Source organism: Bradyrhizobium sp. BR 10289 (genome assembly GCF_019455385.1).
Classification (GTDB): domain Bacteria; phylum Pseudomonadota; class Alphaproteobacteria; order Rhizobiales; family Xanthobacteraceae; genus Bradyrhizobium.
The window spans coordinates 120,796-136,844 of sequence record NZ_JACOFR010000005.1 but is presented as its reverse complement, the minus strand read 5'-3'; the positions used below and the strand labels follow the sequence as shown (position 1 = coordinate 136,844).

Below are 16,049 nucleotides of genomic sequence, written 5' to 3'. Positions count from 1 at the left end.
GTCGGCAACTGAAAGCCCCAGGAGGCTTACGGGCGGTTATCAACTCGTCTCTTAGGAAGCCGTCCTCGAGTCCGATCATCATTGGCGTCCGGAATGATCGAGCGGCTTTCGTGATATGGCGGGAGAATTGGCCGGAGTGCCGCATGAAGTTCACCTGCTCCCAGAGGTTTCGCCAGCCAGTACCCCTGCAATAAATCGCAGCCGAGACCCCACAGTAGGTTGTGATGCTCTTCAGTTTCGACGCCCTCGACCACGACCTTCAATCCGCACGCGTGAGCGAGCCCGATCATTCCGCGCAGCAACGGTTCCCGCTTCTCGTACCCGGCGAGAAAACTCCGAGCGATTTTGAGAACGTCACACCGCAAATATTGAAGGTATTCAAAATTGGCAAACCCAGAACCAAAATCGTCAAGCCAGATTTCAACTCCGAGAATGGACAAGTTCCGCAAGCGCTCCAGCCTGTCTGGTGAGTGTTCAAGTGCGGTCTCTTCAGTAAGCTCAACGATCAACCGCTGCGCTGGAAAGCCTGTATCCGCCAGCACACGTTCGATCATCTCGATCAACAGAGGAGAATCGAGATTCAGTGGCGACAGGTTGATGCTGAGCTTCAACTCACTATCCCAGTTGGAGGCTTCCCGGCACGCTGTCGCTAGGGCCCATTCCAACAACCCATCGATCAGCCCGTTCTCCTCGGCAACTTTGACGAATTCAAGTGGCGAAACGTGGCCGCGATCTGGGCTATTCCATCGCGCGAGCGCTTCAACAGCGACCGGATGACCGTTCCGGGCATCGTAGATCGGCTGATAGTTCAGGTATAACTCGCGGCCGCGTTGAAGCGCGAGAGCAAGATCGGAAGCGAGTGACGAATATCCGTAGCGAGTGCCTCCGCCTTCCGAGGAACGCCTTGGCCTGACGTCCGCGGGTGACACAGCCCATTTCTTTTCGAAGACGACCGGAAGGCCGAGCCGCGCATTCTTTGACCTGTAGAGGGCCTGATCAGCTCTCAACATCAATTCCTCCGGACTCTGAGCATGATCCGGTAGGATCGCGATGCCGATACTCACGGCCACATCTGCAGTTCCGAAAGCGCCGAGAAAATACGGTTGGCGAAGCAACCTTGCCAATTCATACGCAACGTTCACGGCTTCGCCCGCCGATGAGCCAGGAAGCAGGACTGCGAATTCGTCGCCGCCAAGCCGTGCACACGTATCGCCTGTTTGGATGCTATCCTTGAGGCGCATCGAGACATTCTTCAGGAGGATGTCTCCCGCAGCGTGTCCTAGCCGGTCGTTCACATCCTTGAAACCATCTAGGTCGAGGCAAAGTAAAGCACATGGTTTGCTAGCGCTCGAGTGCGCGATCGCATGATCGAGCCGTTCGGTGAACAGTCGCCGATTTGGGAGCTCGGTCAGGCTGTCGTGGTGCGCCAGAAACTCGACCTTAGCTTCTGCTTTTCGTCGCTCGGTGATGTCCTCGTAGGTGCAAACCCAGCCGCCGTCTTGAAGGGGCTGATGATGTATCGCGATTTGCCTGCCATCGCCGAGCTCCTGGAGAAATATCCCTTTTTCTCGTCGATCTATGAACTCCTTGCGTGCTGAATAGATCTCGTCCACGCTGCGGCCTGGATAGTTGCCCAGCGCGCAGCTGTCGGCGAGCACGTCGTAGAGTCTCATACCAGTGCGCAGTCGATGCATGGGCTGGTTATAGATTCGGCAGAACTGTTCGTTGACAAGTTGTAGCCGGTCGTCAGAGTCATAAAGGCAGATGCCCTGCGGCAGGTTCGCAATCGCCTGTTCAAACCGTTGCCTGAACGCGCCCGGACGGGCAAATCGCCAGGACAGGTCGTAACGAAGCGCCGACAGAAGTTGCGCGAGCCGCCTTCGATTGCCGCTCGGGCGAGGCAATCGTCCCTCCATCTGACGCTGCACGGTAGCTATCCTACTTGGATGAGCGTGGTTTATCAGCGGAGTTGATCAGAAAAGACTAAGAGCTGCGTTAAGATAGTCGGTCGCATACTGATGGCGCCCCTCACCGCACCGGTGACCAGCGTGGAAACCAAGGAGTAACTACGTTGATTTTGTTGGTTCAAAAGCCCCGAATCTGATGCCGAACGTTTGCGAACGAGGCGAGACACGGAGGCGATCAACCGTCCGGGACTATCAAGCTGCCCAGCTTCACTGGCGGCTTTTTCTTTGACTAGGAGGCGTTTGCCCTGGCTCTTTCGCGCGCCTCACGGCGGCGTTCTCGGCGTTCGTGCCGCCGCTTAGCTCGGTCCGCAGGCTGCCGCAGCGGAGGAACCGGCGCTTGTTCGACAACCGGCAGGGTAGTCTCGCTGACCGCAACTGCCTGGATTGGCTCCGGCGAGAGCCGGGCTTCCATGAACTCGAGCACCTCCCGTCCTTTTGGAAGTCAGTCTCCATCCCCCGCTTATGCGTTCGACCAGCCCTTGAGACCAGATGTCGAGGTCCGGCACCCGCGACGCAAGACGCTTGGTCCGCTCGGCCCAATCTCGTCCGCTGGTCGCCAGGATGGCCATGTCGCGCTTAAGGTCCTCCATCACGGCAAACCCATCCGGGTATGCCGCCAGGATCTTGAGGACTGTGACCTGGAAGTTCACGCCCCCACCCTCCGGATCAACGCCACATCGTTGGCGCCTGCGAGAGCGCATCGCGACCCACCAGCCTTAGGCCCTCGGGAGAGACCTCGCCTCCGGTCGCAGCCTCCAGGATCTTCGAGGCCACGTGGGTACGAGCACTGATCTCACGCTGCGAGACGCGAGCACAGACTTCATCGAGGACCGCGCGCAAAAGCGCGGTAGTTGCCGTGTCGAACATGGGTGCCCCCATCCGGGAAAGTCCCATCTTATCCCGGTTTGTCAAGCTTTGGGATTCATACATGTTAATCTTTGCTTGCGATGCGCGCGGGACCGGGCAGAAGCGGCGCCGCCGGCGTGCCGAGATGGGCGGCGATCGCGTCGATGCAGCAGGCGTGCTCCGCTCGCCTCGCCGCGAAGGCTCGAAGGTCGGGATCCGACTTGAGCCTGTACCCAGCCGCAGAAAGTCGTCTGCAGACAGCATCGACCTCGGACGTCGTCGGTCGGGCGCTTCTTGGCTCAAGGCCGATCAGCCCAGCGATATCGCGGACCAGACGCAATCCCTCGTCGCGCAGCAGGAGGGCGGCGGCCCGGCTCTTCGGATCGTCGATCAGAAGTTCGAGGATCAGGGCGAGGTCCATGAGGGTGCCAAGCGCACCCGGCCAGCCGGCGCCCGTGCCGACTGACCGGAAGTAGATCAAAGAAGGGTGCGAAGCATGGCTTTGTAGCATGGAGGCGCACCAGTCCCGGCCATCGTACAGGGCTCGGCGCATTTCCTCGGACGCGTCGAGATCGGCATAGCGCTCCAACATCCCGATCGCCGAGGGCGGGTGACCGGAGGTGGTGGTCGTTATCTTGAGCACACCGCGATCACGCCGGGAAACTCCCTCCTGCACCTCGATCAGGTACGTCACCGCCATGGTGAGCACCGCCAGACCGCAAATTCTCGCCGCGACCAGTACCCAGTGCGCCGGCCCGTTCGCCTCGATGCCAGACAGGCCGACAGTAGCGAGCGCACTGCCCGCGATGAAGGCGGCCTGTTCGAAACTGTCGGCGGGCGGCGAGAACCAGTCCCCTAGGCCATGAACGATCAGGCCGAAGCCGATCAGCAGCAACGACATCCAGGTGATGAAGGACGCCATCAGCACGGATGGAGCGAAGCTGGTCGAGACTCCCGTCTTGCCGCGCCGCAGCCATTCCTCGACACGCGGGACGCCCGGAACGAAAGAACCTAGACGGACTTCCGCTGCGGTTTGGCAACCGGCTTTTTCGCCGCGCCCTCCTTTGCCGCCTTACCGGTGATCGGCATCAACATTTCCTTCTGCCCGCCCGCCGCCTTGCGCGGCTTCTTGGCTGTCTTCTTCGGTGCCTCTCTCGGCCCCGTTGTCTCTCGTCCGACGCTCTTGCGTAGCGCGTCCATCAGGTCCACGACGTTCTCACCGCGAGGACGCGCTTTCGCGGTGATAGGTTTACCGGCGCGCTTTTGATGGATGAGCTTGGTCACCTCGATGAACGTATCCGTATCAACCTTGTAGCCCTTGACGATGTCCTCGTTTTCGACCTCCTCGCCGGTCTATCCTTTCTAAGACGAACAAGCTCGGCTCCGATGTCCATATCCATGAAAGCGTATACGATAAACAGGGTCATTTGGTGGTCAGCTTTCGACCTGCGCGGCGCGAGACCACGCCAAACGGGTGGAGCACTCCATTGGTAATGGAGAGGTCGACAGTTCAATCCTGTCTGGCAGCACCAGCTTTCCCCTTGTTTTATAGGCTTTTGGGAAGAGCAGGCGGTTAGCGCTCGGTGAGCACAAACGCAGAAACATGCGCCAGAATGCGTCGATAGCGGCACGTTTCTGACACGCGAGATCTGCTTCTGTTCCGGCTGAGCGTATCGCCATCGCACGCCTTTGCGTAGGTTGTGGTGGGCTTGGGGACGCTGGCTGGCTTGTACTGGGGCTTAAAAAGCATTCAGCAACAGGAAGGCCCTTAAGGCTGAATATTGGCCCGTCAGCACGACCTCTCGTATATTGGCCTGGCGCGCCGCCCACATGATCGGTTGTGGAGCAATTGTTCGGTTCCGCTCGACCCTGCGGTTACCTAAATTAAGGGAGCTGGTTTTATCTGCGAGACACCATGGACGAAACGTAGCGGGTCCTCCTCGCAATCAGCATGACGGCGATCGTCGCAGCAGGCGCCTATTTCGCCATCCGCTTTCTGGCGGGGGTTTATGGATGAGAGGGTTTGTCTACATTGAACCTCTGAGCGCTAGCGAAGACATAACAACGCCAGCGCCCGACGCTCAACGGGCAGATCCTGCTGGCTCAAAGCCGCGGCCCGTCTCACCGGCGGCTTTATTTTTGAATTGCGCCGAGTCTCGCAGCGATAGTTAGCCGGACCACTATCTCTTGGTATTAAGGTCCTTCGCGACCGCCGTGCTTGAACACCTTAATTGGCCCGATCAATGCATCACGATTGCATCATAGCAACTTACGGATATCGTGGGATAAAGTTCAAAGTCGAGATGATCGGCGACGACCTTTGGCGCTGGACGATATTTCCGATCAAAGACGGCGGACTGACTTTCGTGGATTCTATTGCAGGGCATCAGGAGAAGGCCATTGCAGCGTGCCGCGAGCAGATAGATATGCTGCTTTCGCGAGGGCTCTGAGCCGCCGGAATAGGGACAGCGGCCCGGGCCCACCAAGTCGATCCGTTGTCCGTGGTGCGTGTCGAGCGGTAAACTGCGATCTCAGCCGATCCGCAAGTCCTCAGCTGACATTTTGCCTGATCGGCCTGCCCTTAGTTCGTAACTAACGCGTGCGCCTTCGATCAAGTCGCGGTAACCCGCCTTTTGCACTGCGCTTATGTGTACGAAAACGTCTTTGCCTCCATCGTCCGGCTGTATGAAGCCAAACCCCTTCGTCGGGTTGAACCACTTAACCGTCCCCATCGCCACGCGATTTTCTCCAATTCATGAAACCGTAAAGTCCCCATTTCCAGCAAAACACGACTTTCTGTCAACGCGCCTCCACGTCGCGCAGGATTGCGCTCGCGCAAGAGCACGCCTGAGTCGGGGCGAGGCAAGGGTAAACACATGTCAATCCCCCGACTTCGCGGCAGGCGCCTAGCCGCGCGCATCCAGCGAAACACCCAATTGAGACGCCTTCATCCTTGTGGCGGCAGCGCTACGCTTCAACGCCTTAGAAATTTTCGTAACGCCAGCCTTCTGTTTTGCCATTGACTTAAGGATCTTCAAGTCGTCCTTCGTCCATTCGCGTCGAAAAGACGTTTTCACCTTTTTCTTTGTCTTCTTTGCCAAGCTCGCGACTCCATCATGTTTCGGGCCGCCGTTTAGCACATAGCACGCCACCTTGCGCGCGCAATTTGCCATTGGGTATTCTACGATACCGACCAGCTTCTAACATCTATCTCAGCAGATACTTCGCAGATCGATCGAACCATCGATCGTCTCTTGGGGACGGTGCGCAGCCTGATGCTTTGCGCACGAAGTACAATCCCTGTTCGCACGCAGCAAGCAGTACGAGGCGGCGCTATACGGAATCAACAAGGCGCCCAAAGATGATACGATACGAAGTTGCGAACACCGCAAGCTCGGCCGCGCTGACACCTTGCTCTCTCGCCCAAGTTGTGATCGAGTTCCCCTAAACGTCGTAGGGGGCGGCTTTGAGGATCTGGGCGACTTTGATTGCAACCGTCGCAGCAATTGCTGCGATACCGGCATGGGCTGAGATTTCCGAGGATTTAAGATTCTGTGCGCAGCTAAAGGCGCCAAAGGAGCGACTGGCTTGTTACGATGCTGCCGCTCGAATCGAACATAGGAAGCCAGCATTTACTGCCGGGCCGGGCTTGGTAGAAAAGCAAGCCGCCGCCGTACCATCCCGATCGCGTTTCTCGGGAGCGTATGTGGGAGTTGTGGGCGGATACGACATCGCGTCAGAATCCGCACTGCCGAACCCAATCATTGGCTACGTCCCCTGTGCAGGGGCAGCGACGCCAAATGCTCCGGGCGGCGCTGTGCAGGGGCCATCAGTGGGGTTTCTCGCCGGATACAATGTAGTGGAACGGAACCTGCTGCTGGGGCTCGAAGCACGGGGCCGCTACAGCTTCGCCAAAGCCTCTGACACGGTGCTGTGGCCTGCGTATTCGAATATCTTGCCTATATGGATCGGGTCGTGCTCGCCTTGTTCTCCAGACAGGCAGATGATTTCGACCGACCGCGTGACTCTCAGCTCAGCTCTGTCGAACACCGCAGTTTATCGCAGACCGTTTGCAGCGGACGTCTCGGTTCGCGCAGGCTACGCTCTCAGCGAGTGGCTCTTGTATGCGAAAGCGGGCATTGGGGTTGAAAAGACGGAATCGTATTCGCTGTCCGACGATTCAAAGTCAGTTTATTGCAACAATCCGACCATTAAGGGACAGCGCTTATCCGGAGATTATGTTGGTTACTATGCCGTCGCTTGTGGCTCGCAGTCAAATGGCGTCATCACCCGCTTTGAACTTCTGAACGGTTATGCACCCGCTGCGCTGCTCGGCGGAGGCATCGAACGCAATTTCAATGCGCTGTTTCTGCGGGCCGAAGCAGAATTGATTGGGCATGCGACGCCCGGCACAGGGTGGACGTTTTACTACACGCCCTCGGTGAACTTGGTCGCTGGCTATCGCTTCTAATGAGCGCTTTTAAGCGGTGCGAGCTCTCAGTTCCGCCAGGAACGCCACGAGCTTGCCAAAAAGAGCTGAAAAAGAACCAGTTATGCCTTGGTTCAATCGTAGCTCGATCGTGATCGCCGCGGCCTTTATGACATGCACTATTGCAACGGTTCCTGCTTGGGGTAACGCAACCAAGGGCCGGGTCGGGCAGCCGAAATCGAAGGGGGCCTATATGGACGTTGAGGATATTCCGCGTAGGCCGTCCCCAATGTCTCCCGAGGAGCAAGCGAAGATGCTCAAGGAATTGACAGCGCTGCGTGATCGACAGAAGGCGTTGGCTACGCAGAACTAAGTGATATGCATCTCAACCGAACGAAGGCGCTTGAGCATGAACGAAGATCTCCACACGAGTAGGCCGCGCAGATCGATCTTTCCGTGGGTGCTCGTTGCTTTTGTCGCAGTCGCGGCAGCCGGTGGCATTTTCTGGACGAATCAAAGGATTGAGGCATTGCAGGCGACTCAAAACGCTTCTCGGCAGGAGCCAAACCTCGATGCCATTCGACAGGCGATCGCTGCGCTTCAGAAAACTACGGATGAAGTGCGAGGCACCCAGCAAAAGTTGAGTGAGCAGGTGACCGATCTTGAACGCAGGTTCGCCGCCGAACAAGGAGAGAGGAAGCTCCTTGCGGATCAGCTGGGCTCGATTAGCGGACGAGTTGATGCGCTCGCGTCTTCGAAGGCTGAGGCGAACCCGCCAACCTCACCGGCGCAACAAAAGAACAGGCGAAGCAAGTAGTAGACCTTTGCAATCTGCTGCCAACTTCGCTTTGCGGGCCTTGCCGGACCTGAATCAGCAACCAGACCGTCGTGAGCGGTCGGCTCTCACCTAGACTGACAACTCATATTCAGACTGAAGATCCCGCTCTATCTTAGCGAGCCGCTTCTTCAAATCCTTCGTAAGAAACCGCCGCGAGTGCCCCGCGATAACAATCCGCCAATTGGTTCGTTCTTCAGGGACAACTGCGACAGATATTCTTGAATTCGAACCGACGTCCTGCAATGCCTCCACAACCAACCACGATAGAACGTTGCCTTCCACGCGCTTCTTTACCATGCTTTTCCCTTACGCCTCGGCGATAGCCTAAATGTTGAGCTACAGGCCCTGGACTTTAGCAGTGCATCCGGAAGCGAACCCACTTGATCCGATTTTTTGCTGCCGGCTGGCCACACCCTCGAAGGTCGGACCGGTTTTGCCAGCGGAGATAATTCCGCAACCGCAGCGAGAGCGCAAGCCGCAGTGCCTCGCAACTTTGAGACTTGGATTTACGGAATACGGGGGTGGCGGGTCCCCCTGTCTTTTCTGACGGTTTCGTCTAGAGCCCAGAATGACGCATGAGAGCCTAACAGGAGGCTATGTGTGCAGCGGTACCATTTTCCGATTTTCCACAATGGGCAGTTACAGCCGGACGATACGGGCGAGATGTTCGGCTCGCCCGACCTTGCGCGGCAGTACGGCGCTCGTGTCGCGCGCGACATCGCCAGCGATCCGGAATTCGACCACAGTGCCCACACCGTCGTGTTGGTTCTGGATAGTGTGGGGATGGAGATTGCGCGTTATCGGGTTGTGAAGGAGGCGCTGGGCTAATCGACTTATCGGGCGCAGACACTCTGCAGCCTGAGCGAAGATCTGTTCGAATGCTTTACGAAAGTATCCGCCCGCGGGTGGATGCCGGTCGGCAGACAGATCTGACCTACCGATTATTGGGTGACGCTGCCAAGCAACGCGCCGAACTCCCCCGCACCGAGATGTTGAAGCGTGGGATACACTTTGATCCAATTCTTTGGCCCTAGGGCATTCCTCCTGAGGGAGTGGAAGATAAGGGCGCTCCCAGCGGGGTAACCAGTTTGCAAGCATGATTGTATAGGCTGAAATCTTTACCGCTAATCATACGGTTAAGAGATTCCATCATGTCGAAAGATAGCAACGACGAAATTGCAACTCTCGCGCGTCAGATCGCTGAAAAGAAAGTTTATTTGAACAATCAGGCGATCTTGATCGATGTCCTCGAACATGGTGGGCACGACATGGATGGGCAGAGAAAGAGTCTTGAGCAGGAGCGCTTAGACTTGAGAAAAATGATCTCGAGAAAATCCCGGTTACTGTCAAAGCGTGGCGGTTCAACCCAGGGACCTAACCCCTGACTCCGCGCGCACCGACGCCGTAGATCTTTGCTGCTTCTCCGGCCAGCCAACGCAACTTCATCGCGAAGTCGATGAACTCGGACTGCGCGACCGGATCTACTATTTTCCGAGCATCGGCCTCGGCATCGTTCGCAAGCTTGCGCAGCCTATCAATTGTTTCAATCATTTGCGGCGGCCCTAAATAAAACGTGCTCGTTTGGCGCACCGTCAATGCAATTCAATATCGACACAATTCCGGAGAAATGCGGAACCGCCATTTCAGGTAAACAGGCGGTTTCATTAGCCATCACCCGTGAGTGCCTTGGGAGGATCGGTGTACCGCCTGGGCCATCAACGGTAGCAGATCTCAAGTTCCACCGCTGCTCCGGCGCCCCGTTGAATCAACGTGTGAGCGAATCGTTAGGTACTCAGCAATCTAGCTTTGAAAGCCCGCGGTAAGCTCTTCGTGACCAAAATAGTAGTCGCGGAGGCCGATCAATGACTGATTTTGAGAAACTGACGCCACTGGATTCCGCGGTCATTCTGGCCGCCCTCGTAATGGCAGCCGGGGCATTCTGTCCAATAGTCACTCTCCCGGTAGTTGGCTCGCTCAGCTACGTCATGAGTGGCAACGGCGATGGGATTTTCATTGTCATCAGCGCGATGGGAATTGTTGCGTTGATTCTGACAGGATATCGGCGAGCAACAGGAGTTGTTGCTGGAGCGGCCCTGATCTGGATGCTCATGACTCTGGTTAAGATCGCTGCCCTTCTCGCAGACACCAGAGCAAAGCTGGATCAATCGATGAAGGGCAACCCTTTCGGGAGCATAGCCAAAGTATTGGCGAACTCCGTAGGTTTTGGCTGGGGTTGGGTGCTTCTCTTTAGTGGCGCCATCGCGGTTATCATCCTTGCTTTCGCAAACCAACGATCGTCAGACAAATTCGCAAAGCTTTCCGAACCGGATCCAACCGTGCCAGCATTTTCCAACGCCGACAACCTGATCGCCGAGCTTCTGGCCAATCAACAAAAGCAAGTTGGCCAGCAACCCACATCCAGACCCGCATCATTTGGGAAACGAGGACGATAGTCACGCCCCTTAGGTACGGCGGCAACAAGCGGGCTTTCGGACCGCTTCAGAACCTTGATGTGGATTCCGTCAGCGTAGGTCAGGGATAATCGAGCAAGTCGTCCGGCTCTTCAGGCGCCCAGCTAACCTTGCTCGCATCGGCCGGCGTTGTGGCAAGCACAATCGGAGCAGCGAAAGTCCCCTAACCTCCCAGACCTGAAGGAGCCGGGGCCGCCTTTCCTTTCGAACATCGGACGACTCGCATTGCCGACTGGCCGGACACAGTTCAAACCGGTGAGTGGAGTATCTGCGTATGGCGTAACCCTCAATCGTTCCCGCCGGCCGCGTCGATCGCGACATCCACCGTTTTCGAGCTGGCCATCTGCGGAAATACCACGAGGGCTGAAATGGTTTTGAGGCGGTCAACTCGAAATTAACCATGCCAGGCACAGTGTGGTTGCGGCCTCGCGACCGTCTTACTTCTTCTGCAGGCTGGACTGATCCGGCTCGGCTGATCCGCGCAAAGGCAGCGCCTCCCTGCCGACAAGCGAACGGCCTCACGCGTTGTGCCCATTGCGTGAGGCCGTCGTTCACCTGCCGGAAGAGTGCATTCTCCCGGTGGGGACTATTGAACGCGGCAGACGTTAACGATCTGTGCAGAAGGTGCCGAAGGCGCCTCTCAATATGAGCCTGCGCATTGGCCTACAGCAGCGAACTTGATGGCGATATTCGTTGCTCTTCTCCGCCTATCCCTGGCCGCCCAAAAAGTACGCTAGCGCTGCGAAGCGGTACGCGCGCGGGCGCTGATGCGCTCAGATCTGCGCCAGAATCTTCTCAAGCACTTCTTTCGCCCCAGCGACAGCGCGCTCTTTTTCCGCTCCCTGCTCAACAAACGGCGTAAAAGGAAACTGGATAATGACCAATGTGTCGTCGTGGATAGGGCCGCTGCCCGGCGCCCTAATTGTGACGTTGGCCACCTTTTTCAGAAGATCAATGGATACCGTTTGCAATTCGAAGTTCACTTGTATTAATCCCCGGGGCTGATGGATGAAATTTCATCAACTTAGAGAGCCATCCCTGCGCGTGCCAACCTCATTCTTAAAAAAAGGCTAACAGCACCCGCACTCGCTATAAGTAACAAGGTCGCGGTCAATAATGCACGAGGGGATGTTCTTTACAAATTCAGCCAGCGCGGCCCCAGCAATCCTTTCCAATAGCCGACGTTCACTCGCCTTACACCTCTCAGGCGAGCGCTCGCTCCCGCAAGGGAGACTGGCGTGGCCAATGATTTGAATTAACGAGAACCGACTGTTAACCTGAAACTCCGGTTCCGCATTTCCCCGTGTCGATGTTGAATTGTCCTGATTTTGCGTTTCACGAGCACATTTTTAGGACTGCCCAAATGATTGAAGCAATTGATAGGTTGCGCACGCTTGCAAACGACGCCGAGGCCAATGCCAGGAGAATAGCCGGCCATCCATTCAAGCAGTCCCAGTTCATCGACTTCGCCATGAAGTTGCATTTGCTGGCTGGGGAAGCGGCCAAGCTTTGCAGCGAGCACGGCGGTTTGATTGAGGGCACGTCCCGCTGCTTGAATTGTTCTGAGAAGTGCGTTCAAAGAAGATCGGCTTAGGGTGAAAGGCGCCCCGCGGCAGCTCCACGAGGCCGCTCAACCCTCGGAAGCGGACGCTGCCAGCCAAGCTCGGCGGTCAGCCACGGGGCTAGCAGCTGACTTAGGCTCATCGACGTCTCGGCAAGGTGGCATTAAAATAGAGCAACACGCAGATGGGCCTCAAACCAGCTATCATGCGCGATGTTCCGGCCGATGTTACTTCGATGAGGAAGGTACTTGGTCAGAAGCTTGGCAAGCAATACGCTGCAAATCCTAATGTGGCGAGATATGCGTTCGTCCTCAAATTCCCCGATGGCGTTGTCACCGGGCGCGTAGTTTTTCATGCGCTAGGAGGAATACCCACTCCGCGCGGTCCGATGTTGCTCGCAGGTCAGCACTTTACGGTAGAAGCAATGGATCTCGCCAAGGCGGAAGGCTGTGAACGAATTCTTTTGGACTGACGCAGCATATATGGAGCGACCGACCGCTAAAGCGCTAAAGGAGCGATTTAGCTACGAGCGGTTCCAGCCTATCCCCGCAAAGCTCTAGCCGGGGCTGCCTCTCCGGCGGTGACGCCGAAAGCTGAAGAGAATCTCTATGAGCGTTTTTATTTAGGTGAACACCGCAGGTCGGTGACAAGGATCACATCAAGGTTTTCGCTATAGTGGACGCCGCGGAAACCTAGTTCGAGCAGAATGATCAGGAAGGCGTCGCTTTCGAATATGACGTGATTGAAGAGGTAGGGCCGCCAGCGCGAACCGGCGGCTAGAGACTTCTCCACACCACGGCGCGCAGTAGCTCGCGCGCGTTCCCAGCCGCAGGGAGCACTAGCGTTGCTCGCCGGGTCGCAAGGCTAATTCCCGATCCAGGTCCGTCAAGCGCACGAGAATATTTTGTACGATCGACATGCAATCGGAATGTCCAAGTGATCGCACTCCGCGCGCCGCCAACTCTCGCTCCAACATGGTCGCTATAAGAGCATGGATACTCAAAAATTTCCCCGTCGCAAAAATGATTGGGTTTCGCCGCAGCTTAAAAGCCGCAACGCGGTCCAACCCACCGAGCCGCGGCCGAGAAGTTACGCCGATGTTCTTTGAATAGAATACCCCGTTCCGAAAAAGGAGTCCGTAGAACCACTGAAGCTGGATTGCTCATAGAGCGCGAACGTGGCACCGTTGGGTCTCCAGCCCCCAATGCTCTCGGCTGCCGGTCCAATTGCGGATAAGGGCGCCGGGAGTGCCTCGGACGTGAAGGTCGCAGGAGTAGAATTACGACTGCTCCTGCGACCGACACCGCGACGTTCCGCACGATCGACGCGGCACCGGACCTATGCACATCGTGGGCCAACCTGTCTGCGATCTTAGACCGTTGCTTGCAAGAAACTGTCAGTGTTGCTTTCTAGGCGGGGCCGTGGGGGACACACGCGGCTCTGTTTAGAGGTGGAGGCCGCCAGCGTGAACCGGCGCGGGTCAGCGTTTTGCTGCGCTTCCGGCCAACTGCATCGCAAGATCAAGGGCCGCAATCCCTATTTGGTCGGTCGGACTGGATTTACAACGCCGATCCATCCAAGCGACAATCGCTAAAAAATCGCCGCCGCCGATAATTTCTCTATCGCTGCTGACATTCAGACCGCTGATGAACCCAACAACCCAGGACTCGAAAGCGCCTTTTACTACGGCGTTCTTGGTTCTGCTGGTCCAGGCCGAGCACGATTGCGAACCTGCACCGACGATGGTCGCCCCGGCGGTGAGTGAGCCAGTCGGCAGTAGCAGGAAGGCAGCAACTGCCAACATTCTCATCTTCTGAACCATTGGCTGCATCAGAAGCCCAGCCTACCGGGCCAATTGTCGCTGTCAGTAGCATACCCATACGTCATCAAACCCCGGACACCACACCCACGATGCGCAGTAGGTCGCTGCCTTCCGGCTAGCCAGGCGGCTGAACGCGGGTATTGCGCTGCGATCGCCAAGTCTCCCGACGTCGAGGCAATCTTGCATTCTGGACAGTGAGCGCAGTTCCCATGGAACGCCCCTGTGGTCCGATACAGCTTACTCCAGCCAGCCTGAAAACCAAGATGAAGCGTGCTTTCCGATACAGCTCAATGCGAGCGAACCGACGATTGAGGACAAGGCAGACCACAGCCAAACCCGGCCGCGCGCAGCGCTGATCGAACGCAGATACAGAAAGGCTCCAAGGAGCAAACCGTAGTTTCTGCGAAAATCACCGTTGAGCTTGGCGATCTTCGACAGTTCAGAAGCGGCTTCGATTTGATCCGGCATTGTGCTGGTCCTCATGTTAGAGCCAGCATCCTATGAACCATTGTTTTGCCCGACGGCACAAGCATAAAATTCGGTAAATCAAAATCTATCATGTTGCCATTGACCTACCCGTTGCGTGTTCGGCCACCAAGCGCACTAGCCCCAGCGGCTGGCTCTAGCGCCTCCCTCCTCATATCTTGCCGACCATGTCCGCCGCTCGCATCATCAAACCGCCGCCGATGTCGGGCGGGGACCGTAAGCACTTCGCCCGCGAGATTCACAAGGCAGAGGTGACGTTCGCAAACCTCATCGAGCAATCGGCCCAAGCCCATGCCGCGGCGGACGCCGCCCGGGCCAAGGCTTATGCGCTCGATTGCGCAGCCTGGAACACCGCGCTTTTCATCGGAGAGCTCGATCATGCTTCTCCCACAATCGCGGCCGCTATTGCCGGCGGCTTTCCGCTCCTCGAAGTCCGCTGCGAACACTGCAAGCACACCGAAATCATCGATCTTGCATTGGTGGTGCAACCGCGCGACCGGCAGGTCGCGCTGATGCGGAACTTCTATATTGCAGCCCTTGCCAGCAGTCCCTCCGTAAAAAACGTCGGCCCGACTTGATCGGCTTGCATCCGGCAGGCACCCCACAGCCGGAAGCGCCCTCCCGGCGTTCCAAGAAGGCCTCCTGACGATGTGCAATCTCTATAGCATCACCGCCAACCAGGCGGCGATCAGCGAGCTGTTCCGCGTCGTCAATCGTTACGTGGGCAATCTCGCGCCCATGCCTGGCGTCTTCCCCGACTACAAGGCTCCGATCGTGCGCAATGGCGCCAATGCTCGAGAGCTCGCGACCGCGCGGTGGGGTATGCCCTCGTCGTCGAAGGCGCTCATGGACGCGACGAAGAAACGCGCGGAAAAGCTGCAGACAAAAGGTAAGACAGTCGAGATTTCAAGGAGCTGCGGCGGATGAGCCGGACAGCGGCACCACCAACATCCGAAACGTGAAGTCGAAGCATTGGACGCGCTGGCTGGGCCCGGAGCATCGCTGCGTAGTTGACGGCTAGCACACGCAACGAGGCGGCGAGGCATGACCGGTTAGTCGATGGGAGGGCAGCCCACCAAATGTCCGAATTTGCGCTGCGTTCAACAGAGCCAGTCTGGTAACGCACGACAAACATTCCGACACCTGATAACGATCGGATCAGTTCTGTGCAAGTTTGCTGTGAATTTATCGGAAGGGCTATTGATGATTCATCTAGAGCAGTTGACTGCCTGTTAGTGGCTCCACGACGACGACCGAGAACGGAAACACTGAAGCATTTCCCCTGCAGGATGTTCGCCGATCAGAATGGCTACCCTCATAACAGCACGCCAAGCCTTCTCTTTATTGCGCTAATCTAACCTATCTCCGCCAGACCGCACTGCGCAGTAGAGAAGCAAAATATTCAATTGTAACACTCCCTTTTGTGATCGACTGCAACTCCCGTTGATCGATCACGACGCCCGGAGAGATCAGTTTGGACCTTTCCAATTGAATGTCGTGGTTCGTCGAATTCAGCTGCGGGTACTATCAATGAGATCAGGCCGCCCACTCTCGCCGCGTACTCCACTGCCTGCTCGCTACCCACCTGCTGGAAGTTGGCCTGCAATGATGAGAGCAGACCTGGCGGC

The 16,049-nt window shown here is 57.1% G+C and carries 18 protein-coding genes and 3 pseudogenes; 10 read left to right on the top strand and 11 right to left on the bottom strand.

The window, feature by feature from the left end; all coding sequences use genetic code 11:
* Positions 1–26: 26 nt before the first annotated feature.
* The 5 genes and pseudogenes from HYH08_RS11740 to HYH08_RS11730 form a co-directional block, all read right to left on the bottom strand.
* Positions 27–1,928: a putative bifunctional diguanylate cyclase/phosphodiesterase gene (locus HYH08_RS11740; protein WP_220009947.1), complete on the bottom strand. Its 1,902-nt coding sequence runs from the start codon at positions 1,926–1,928 to the stop codon at positions 27–29.
* 268 nt (positions 1,929–2,196) lie between these two features.
* Positions 2,197–2,617 (bottom strand): annotated as a pseudogene (locus HYH08_RS37400) (hypothetical protein).
* 16 nt (positions 2,618–2,633) lie between these two features.
* Positions 2,634–2,834: a hypothetical protein gene (locus tag HYH08_RS37395; RefSeq protein WP_228747753.1), complete on the bottom strand. Its 201-nt coding sequence runs from the start codon at positions 2,832–2,834 to the stop codon at positions 2,634–2,636.
* Between the two features lie 64 nt (positions 2,835–2,898).
* Entirely contained in the window at positions 2,899–3,735 is an 837-nt protein-coding gene (locus HYH08_RS11735; protein ID WP_220009946.1) for a hypothetical protein, read from the bottom strand.
* An 89-nt stretch (positions 3,736–3,824) separates the two neighbouring features.
* Positions 3,825–4,091: pseudogene (locus HYH08_RS11730) on the bottom strand (non-homologous end joining protein Ku); the annotation flags it as partial.
* 1,025 nt (positions 4,092–5,116) lie between these two features.
* Between HYH08_RS11730 and HYH08_RS11725 the strand changes: the two are divergent.
* Positions 5,117–5,263, top strand: a complete 147-nt coding sequence (locus tag HYH08_RS11725; RefSeq protein ID WP_220009945.1) for a hypothetical protein — start codon at positions 5,117–5,119, stop codon at positions 5,261–5,263.
* Between the two features lie 81 nt (positions 5,264–5,344).
* Here the strand turns inward: HYH08_RS11725 and HYH08_RS11720 are convergent, their stop codons facing one another.
* Entirely contained in the window at positions 5,345–5,551 is a 207-nt protein-coding gene (locus HYH08_RS11720; protein WP_349631416.1) for a cold-shock protein, read from the bottom strand.
* A 168-nt stretch (positions 5,552–5,719) separates the two neighbouring features.
* Positions 5,720–5,914: a hypothetical protein gene (locus tag HYH08_RS11715; protein WP_220009944.1), complete on the bottom strand. Its 195-nt coding sequence runs from the start codon at positions 5,912–5,914 to the stop codon at positions 5,720–5,722.
* A gap of 383 nt (positions 5,915–6,297) precedes the next feature.
* Between HYH08_RS11715 and HYH08_RS11710 the strand changes: the two genes are divergently transcribed.
* From HYH08_RS11710 to HYH08_RS11695, 4 genes are all read left to right on the top strand, one after another.
* Complete coding sequence (locus HYH08_RS11710) at positions 6,298–7,284, top strand: hypothetical protein (RefSeq protein WP_220009943.1); 987 nt, start codon at positions 6,298–6,300, stop codon at positions 7,282–7,284.
* 367 nt (positions 7,285–7,651) lie between these two features.
* Positions 7,652–8,059, top strand: coding sequence for a coiled-coil domain-containing protein (locus HYH08_RS11705; RefSeq protein WP_220009942.1), 408 nt, complete (start codon positions 7,652–7,654; stop codon positions 8,057–8,059).
* A 621-nt stretch (positions 8,060–8,680) separates the two neighbouring features.
* Positions 8,681–8,908, top strand: a complete 228-nt coding sequence (locus HYH08_RS11700; protein ID WP_220009941.1) for a DUF6894 family protein — start codon at positions 8,681–8,683, stop codon at positions 8,906–8,908.
* A 323-nt stretch (positions 8,909–9,231) separates the two neighbouring features.
* Positions 9,232–9,465 (top strand): hypothetical protein, encoded by a 234-nt coding sequence (locus HYH08_RS11695; protein ID WP_220009940.1) that lies wholly within the window; start codon positions 9,232–9,234, stop codon positions 9,463–9,465.
* Here HYH08_RS11695 and HYH08_RS11690 read toward each other — a convergent pair.
* On the bottom strand, positions 9,455–9,676 hold the full coding sequence (locus HYH08_RS11690) for a hypothetical protein (protein WP_220009939.1): 222 nt from the start codon (positions 9,674–9,676) through the stop codon (positions 9,455–9,457). The two genes, HYH08_RS11695 and HYH08_RS11690, sit on opposite strands and share 11 nt — an antisense overlap.
* A gap of 266 nt (positions 9,677–9,942) precedes the next feature.
* Between HYH08_RS11690 and HYH08_RS11685 the strand changes: the two genes are divergently transcribed.
* Positions 9,943–10,533 (top strand): hypothetical protein, encoded by a 591-nt coding sequence (locus tag HYH08_RS11685; protein ID WP_220009938.1) that lies wholly within the window; start codon positions 9,943–9,945, stop codon positions 10,531–10,533.
* A 791-nt stretch (positions 10,534–11,324) separates the two neighbouring features.
* Here HYH08_RS11685 and HYH08_RS11680 read toward each other — a convergent pair.
* A complete protein-coding gene (locus HYH08_RS11680; RefSeq protein ID WP_220009937.1) occupies positions 11,325–11,534 on the bottom strand; it encodes a hypothetical protein in 210 nt (69 codons plus the stop codon).
* Positions 11,535–11,914: 380 nt separating this feature from the next.
* Between HYH08_RS11680 and HYH08_RS11675 the strand changes: the two genes are divergently transcribed.
* Positions 11,915–12,145 (top strand): hypothetical protein, encoded by a 231-nt coding sequence (locus HYH08_RS11675; protein WP_220009936.1) that lies wholly within the window; start codon positions 11,915–11,917, stop codon positions 12,143–12,145.
* Between the two features lie 152 nt (positions 12,146–12,297).
* Complete coding sequence (locus HYH08_RS11670) at positions 12,298–12,585, top strand: hypothetical protein (protein ID WP_220009935.1); 288 nt, start codon at positions 12,298–12,300, stop codon at positions 12,583–12,585.
* A 1,008-nt stretch (positions 12,586–13,593) separates the two neighbouring features.
* On the opposite strand, the gene HYH08_RS11665 is transcribed toward HYH08_RS11670, so the two are convergent.
* Positions 13,594–13,917: a hypothetical protein gene (locus HYH08_RS11665; protein ID WP_228747752.1), complete on the bottom strand. Its 324-nt coding sequence runs from the start codon at positions 13,915–13,917 to the stop codon at positions 13,594–13,596.
* Between the two features lie 255 nt (positions 13,918–14,172).
* Positions 14,173–14,403 carry a hypothetical protein gene (locus tag HYH08_RS11660; protein ID WP_220009934.1) on the bottom strand — a complete coding sequence of 77 codons (231 nt, stop codon included), beginning with the start codon at positions 14,401–14,403 and terminating at the stop codon, positions 14,173–14,175.
* Between the two features lie 185 nt (positions 14,404–14,588).
* Here HYH08_RS11660 and HYH08_RS11655 point away from each other — a divergent pair, with 185 nt between their 5' ends.
* A complete protein-coding gene (locus HYH08_RS11655) occupies positions 14,589–14,999 on the top strand; it encodes a hypothetical protein (protein WP_220009933.1) in 411 nt (136 codons plus the stop codon).
* 70 nt (positions 15,000–15,069) lie between these two features.
* Positions 15,070–15,433, top strand: a pseudogene (locus tag HYH08_RS11650) (SOS response-associated peptidase family protein); the annotation flags it as partial.
* Positions 15,434–16,049 lie beyond the last annotated feature (616 nt).

Coding starts and splice junctions, on each gene's coding strand:
- HYH08_RS11735 (WP_220009946.1), bottom strand. CDS start 3,735: ATGGCGTCCTTCATCACCTGGATGTCGTTGCTGCTGATCGGCTTCGGC.
- HYH08_RS37395 (WP_228747753.1), bottom strand. CDS start 2,834: ATGTTCGACACGGCAACTACCGCGCTTTTGCGCGCGGTCCTCGATGAA.
- HYH08_RS11665 (WP_228747752.1), bottom strand. CDS start 13,917: ATGTTGGCAGTTGCTGCCTTCCTGCTACTGCCGACTGGCTCACTCACC.
- HYH08_RS11670 (WP_220009935.1), top strand. CDS start 12,298: ATGGGCCTCAAACCAGCTATCATGCGCGATGTTCCGGCCGATGTTACT.
- HYH08_RS11725 (WP_220009945.1), top strand. CDS start 5,117: ATGATCGGCGACGACCTTTGGCGCTGGACGATATTTCCGATCAAAGAC.
- HYH08_RS11695 (WP_220009940.1), top strand. CDS start 9,232: ATGTCGAAAGATAGCAACGACGAAATTGCAACTCTCGCGCGTCAGATC.
- HYH08_RS11705 (WP_220009942.1), top strand. CDS start 7,652: ATGAACGAAGATCTCCACACGAGTAGGCCGCGCAGATCGATCTTTCCG.
- HYH08_RS11685 (WP_220009938.1), top strand. CDS start 9,943: ATGACTGATTTTGAGAAACTGACGCCACTGGATTCCGCGGTCATTCTG.
- HYH08_RS11660 (WP_220009934.1), bottom strand. CDS start 14,403: ATGCCGGATCAAATCGAAGCCGCTTCTGAACTGTCGAAGATCGCCAAG.
- HYH08_RS11655 (WP_220009933.1), top strand. CDS start 14,589: ATGTCCGCCGCTCGCATCATCAAACCGCCGCCGATGTCGGGCGGGGAC.
- HYH08_RS11675 (WP_220009936.1), top strand. CDS start 11,915: ATGATTGAAGCAATTGATAGGTTGCGCACGCTTGCAAACGACGCCGAG.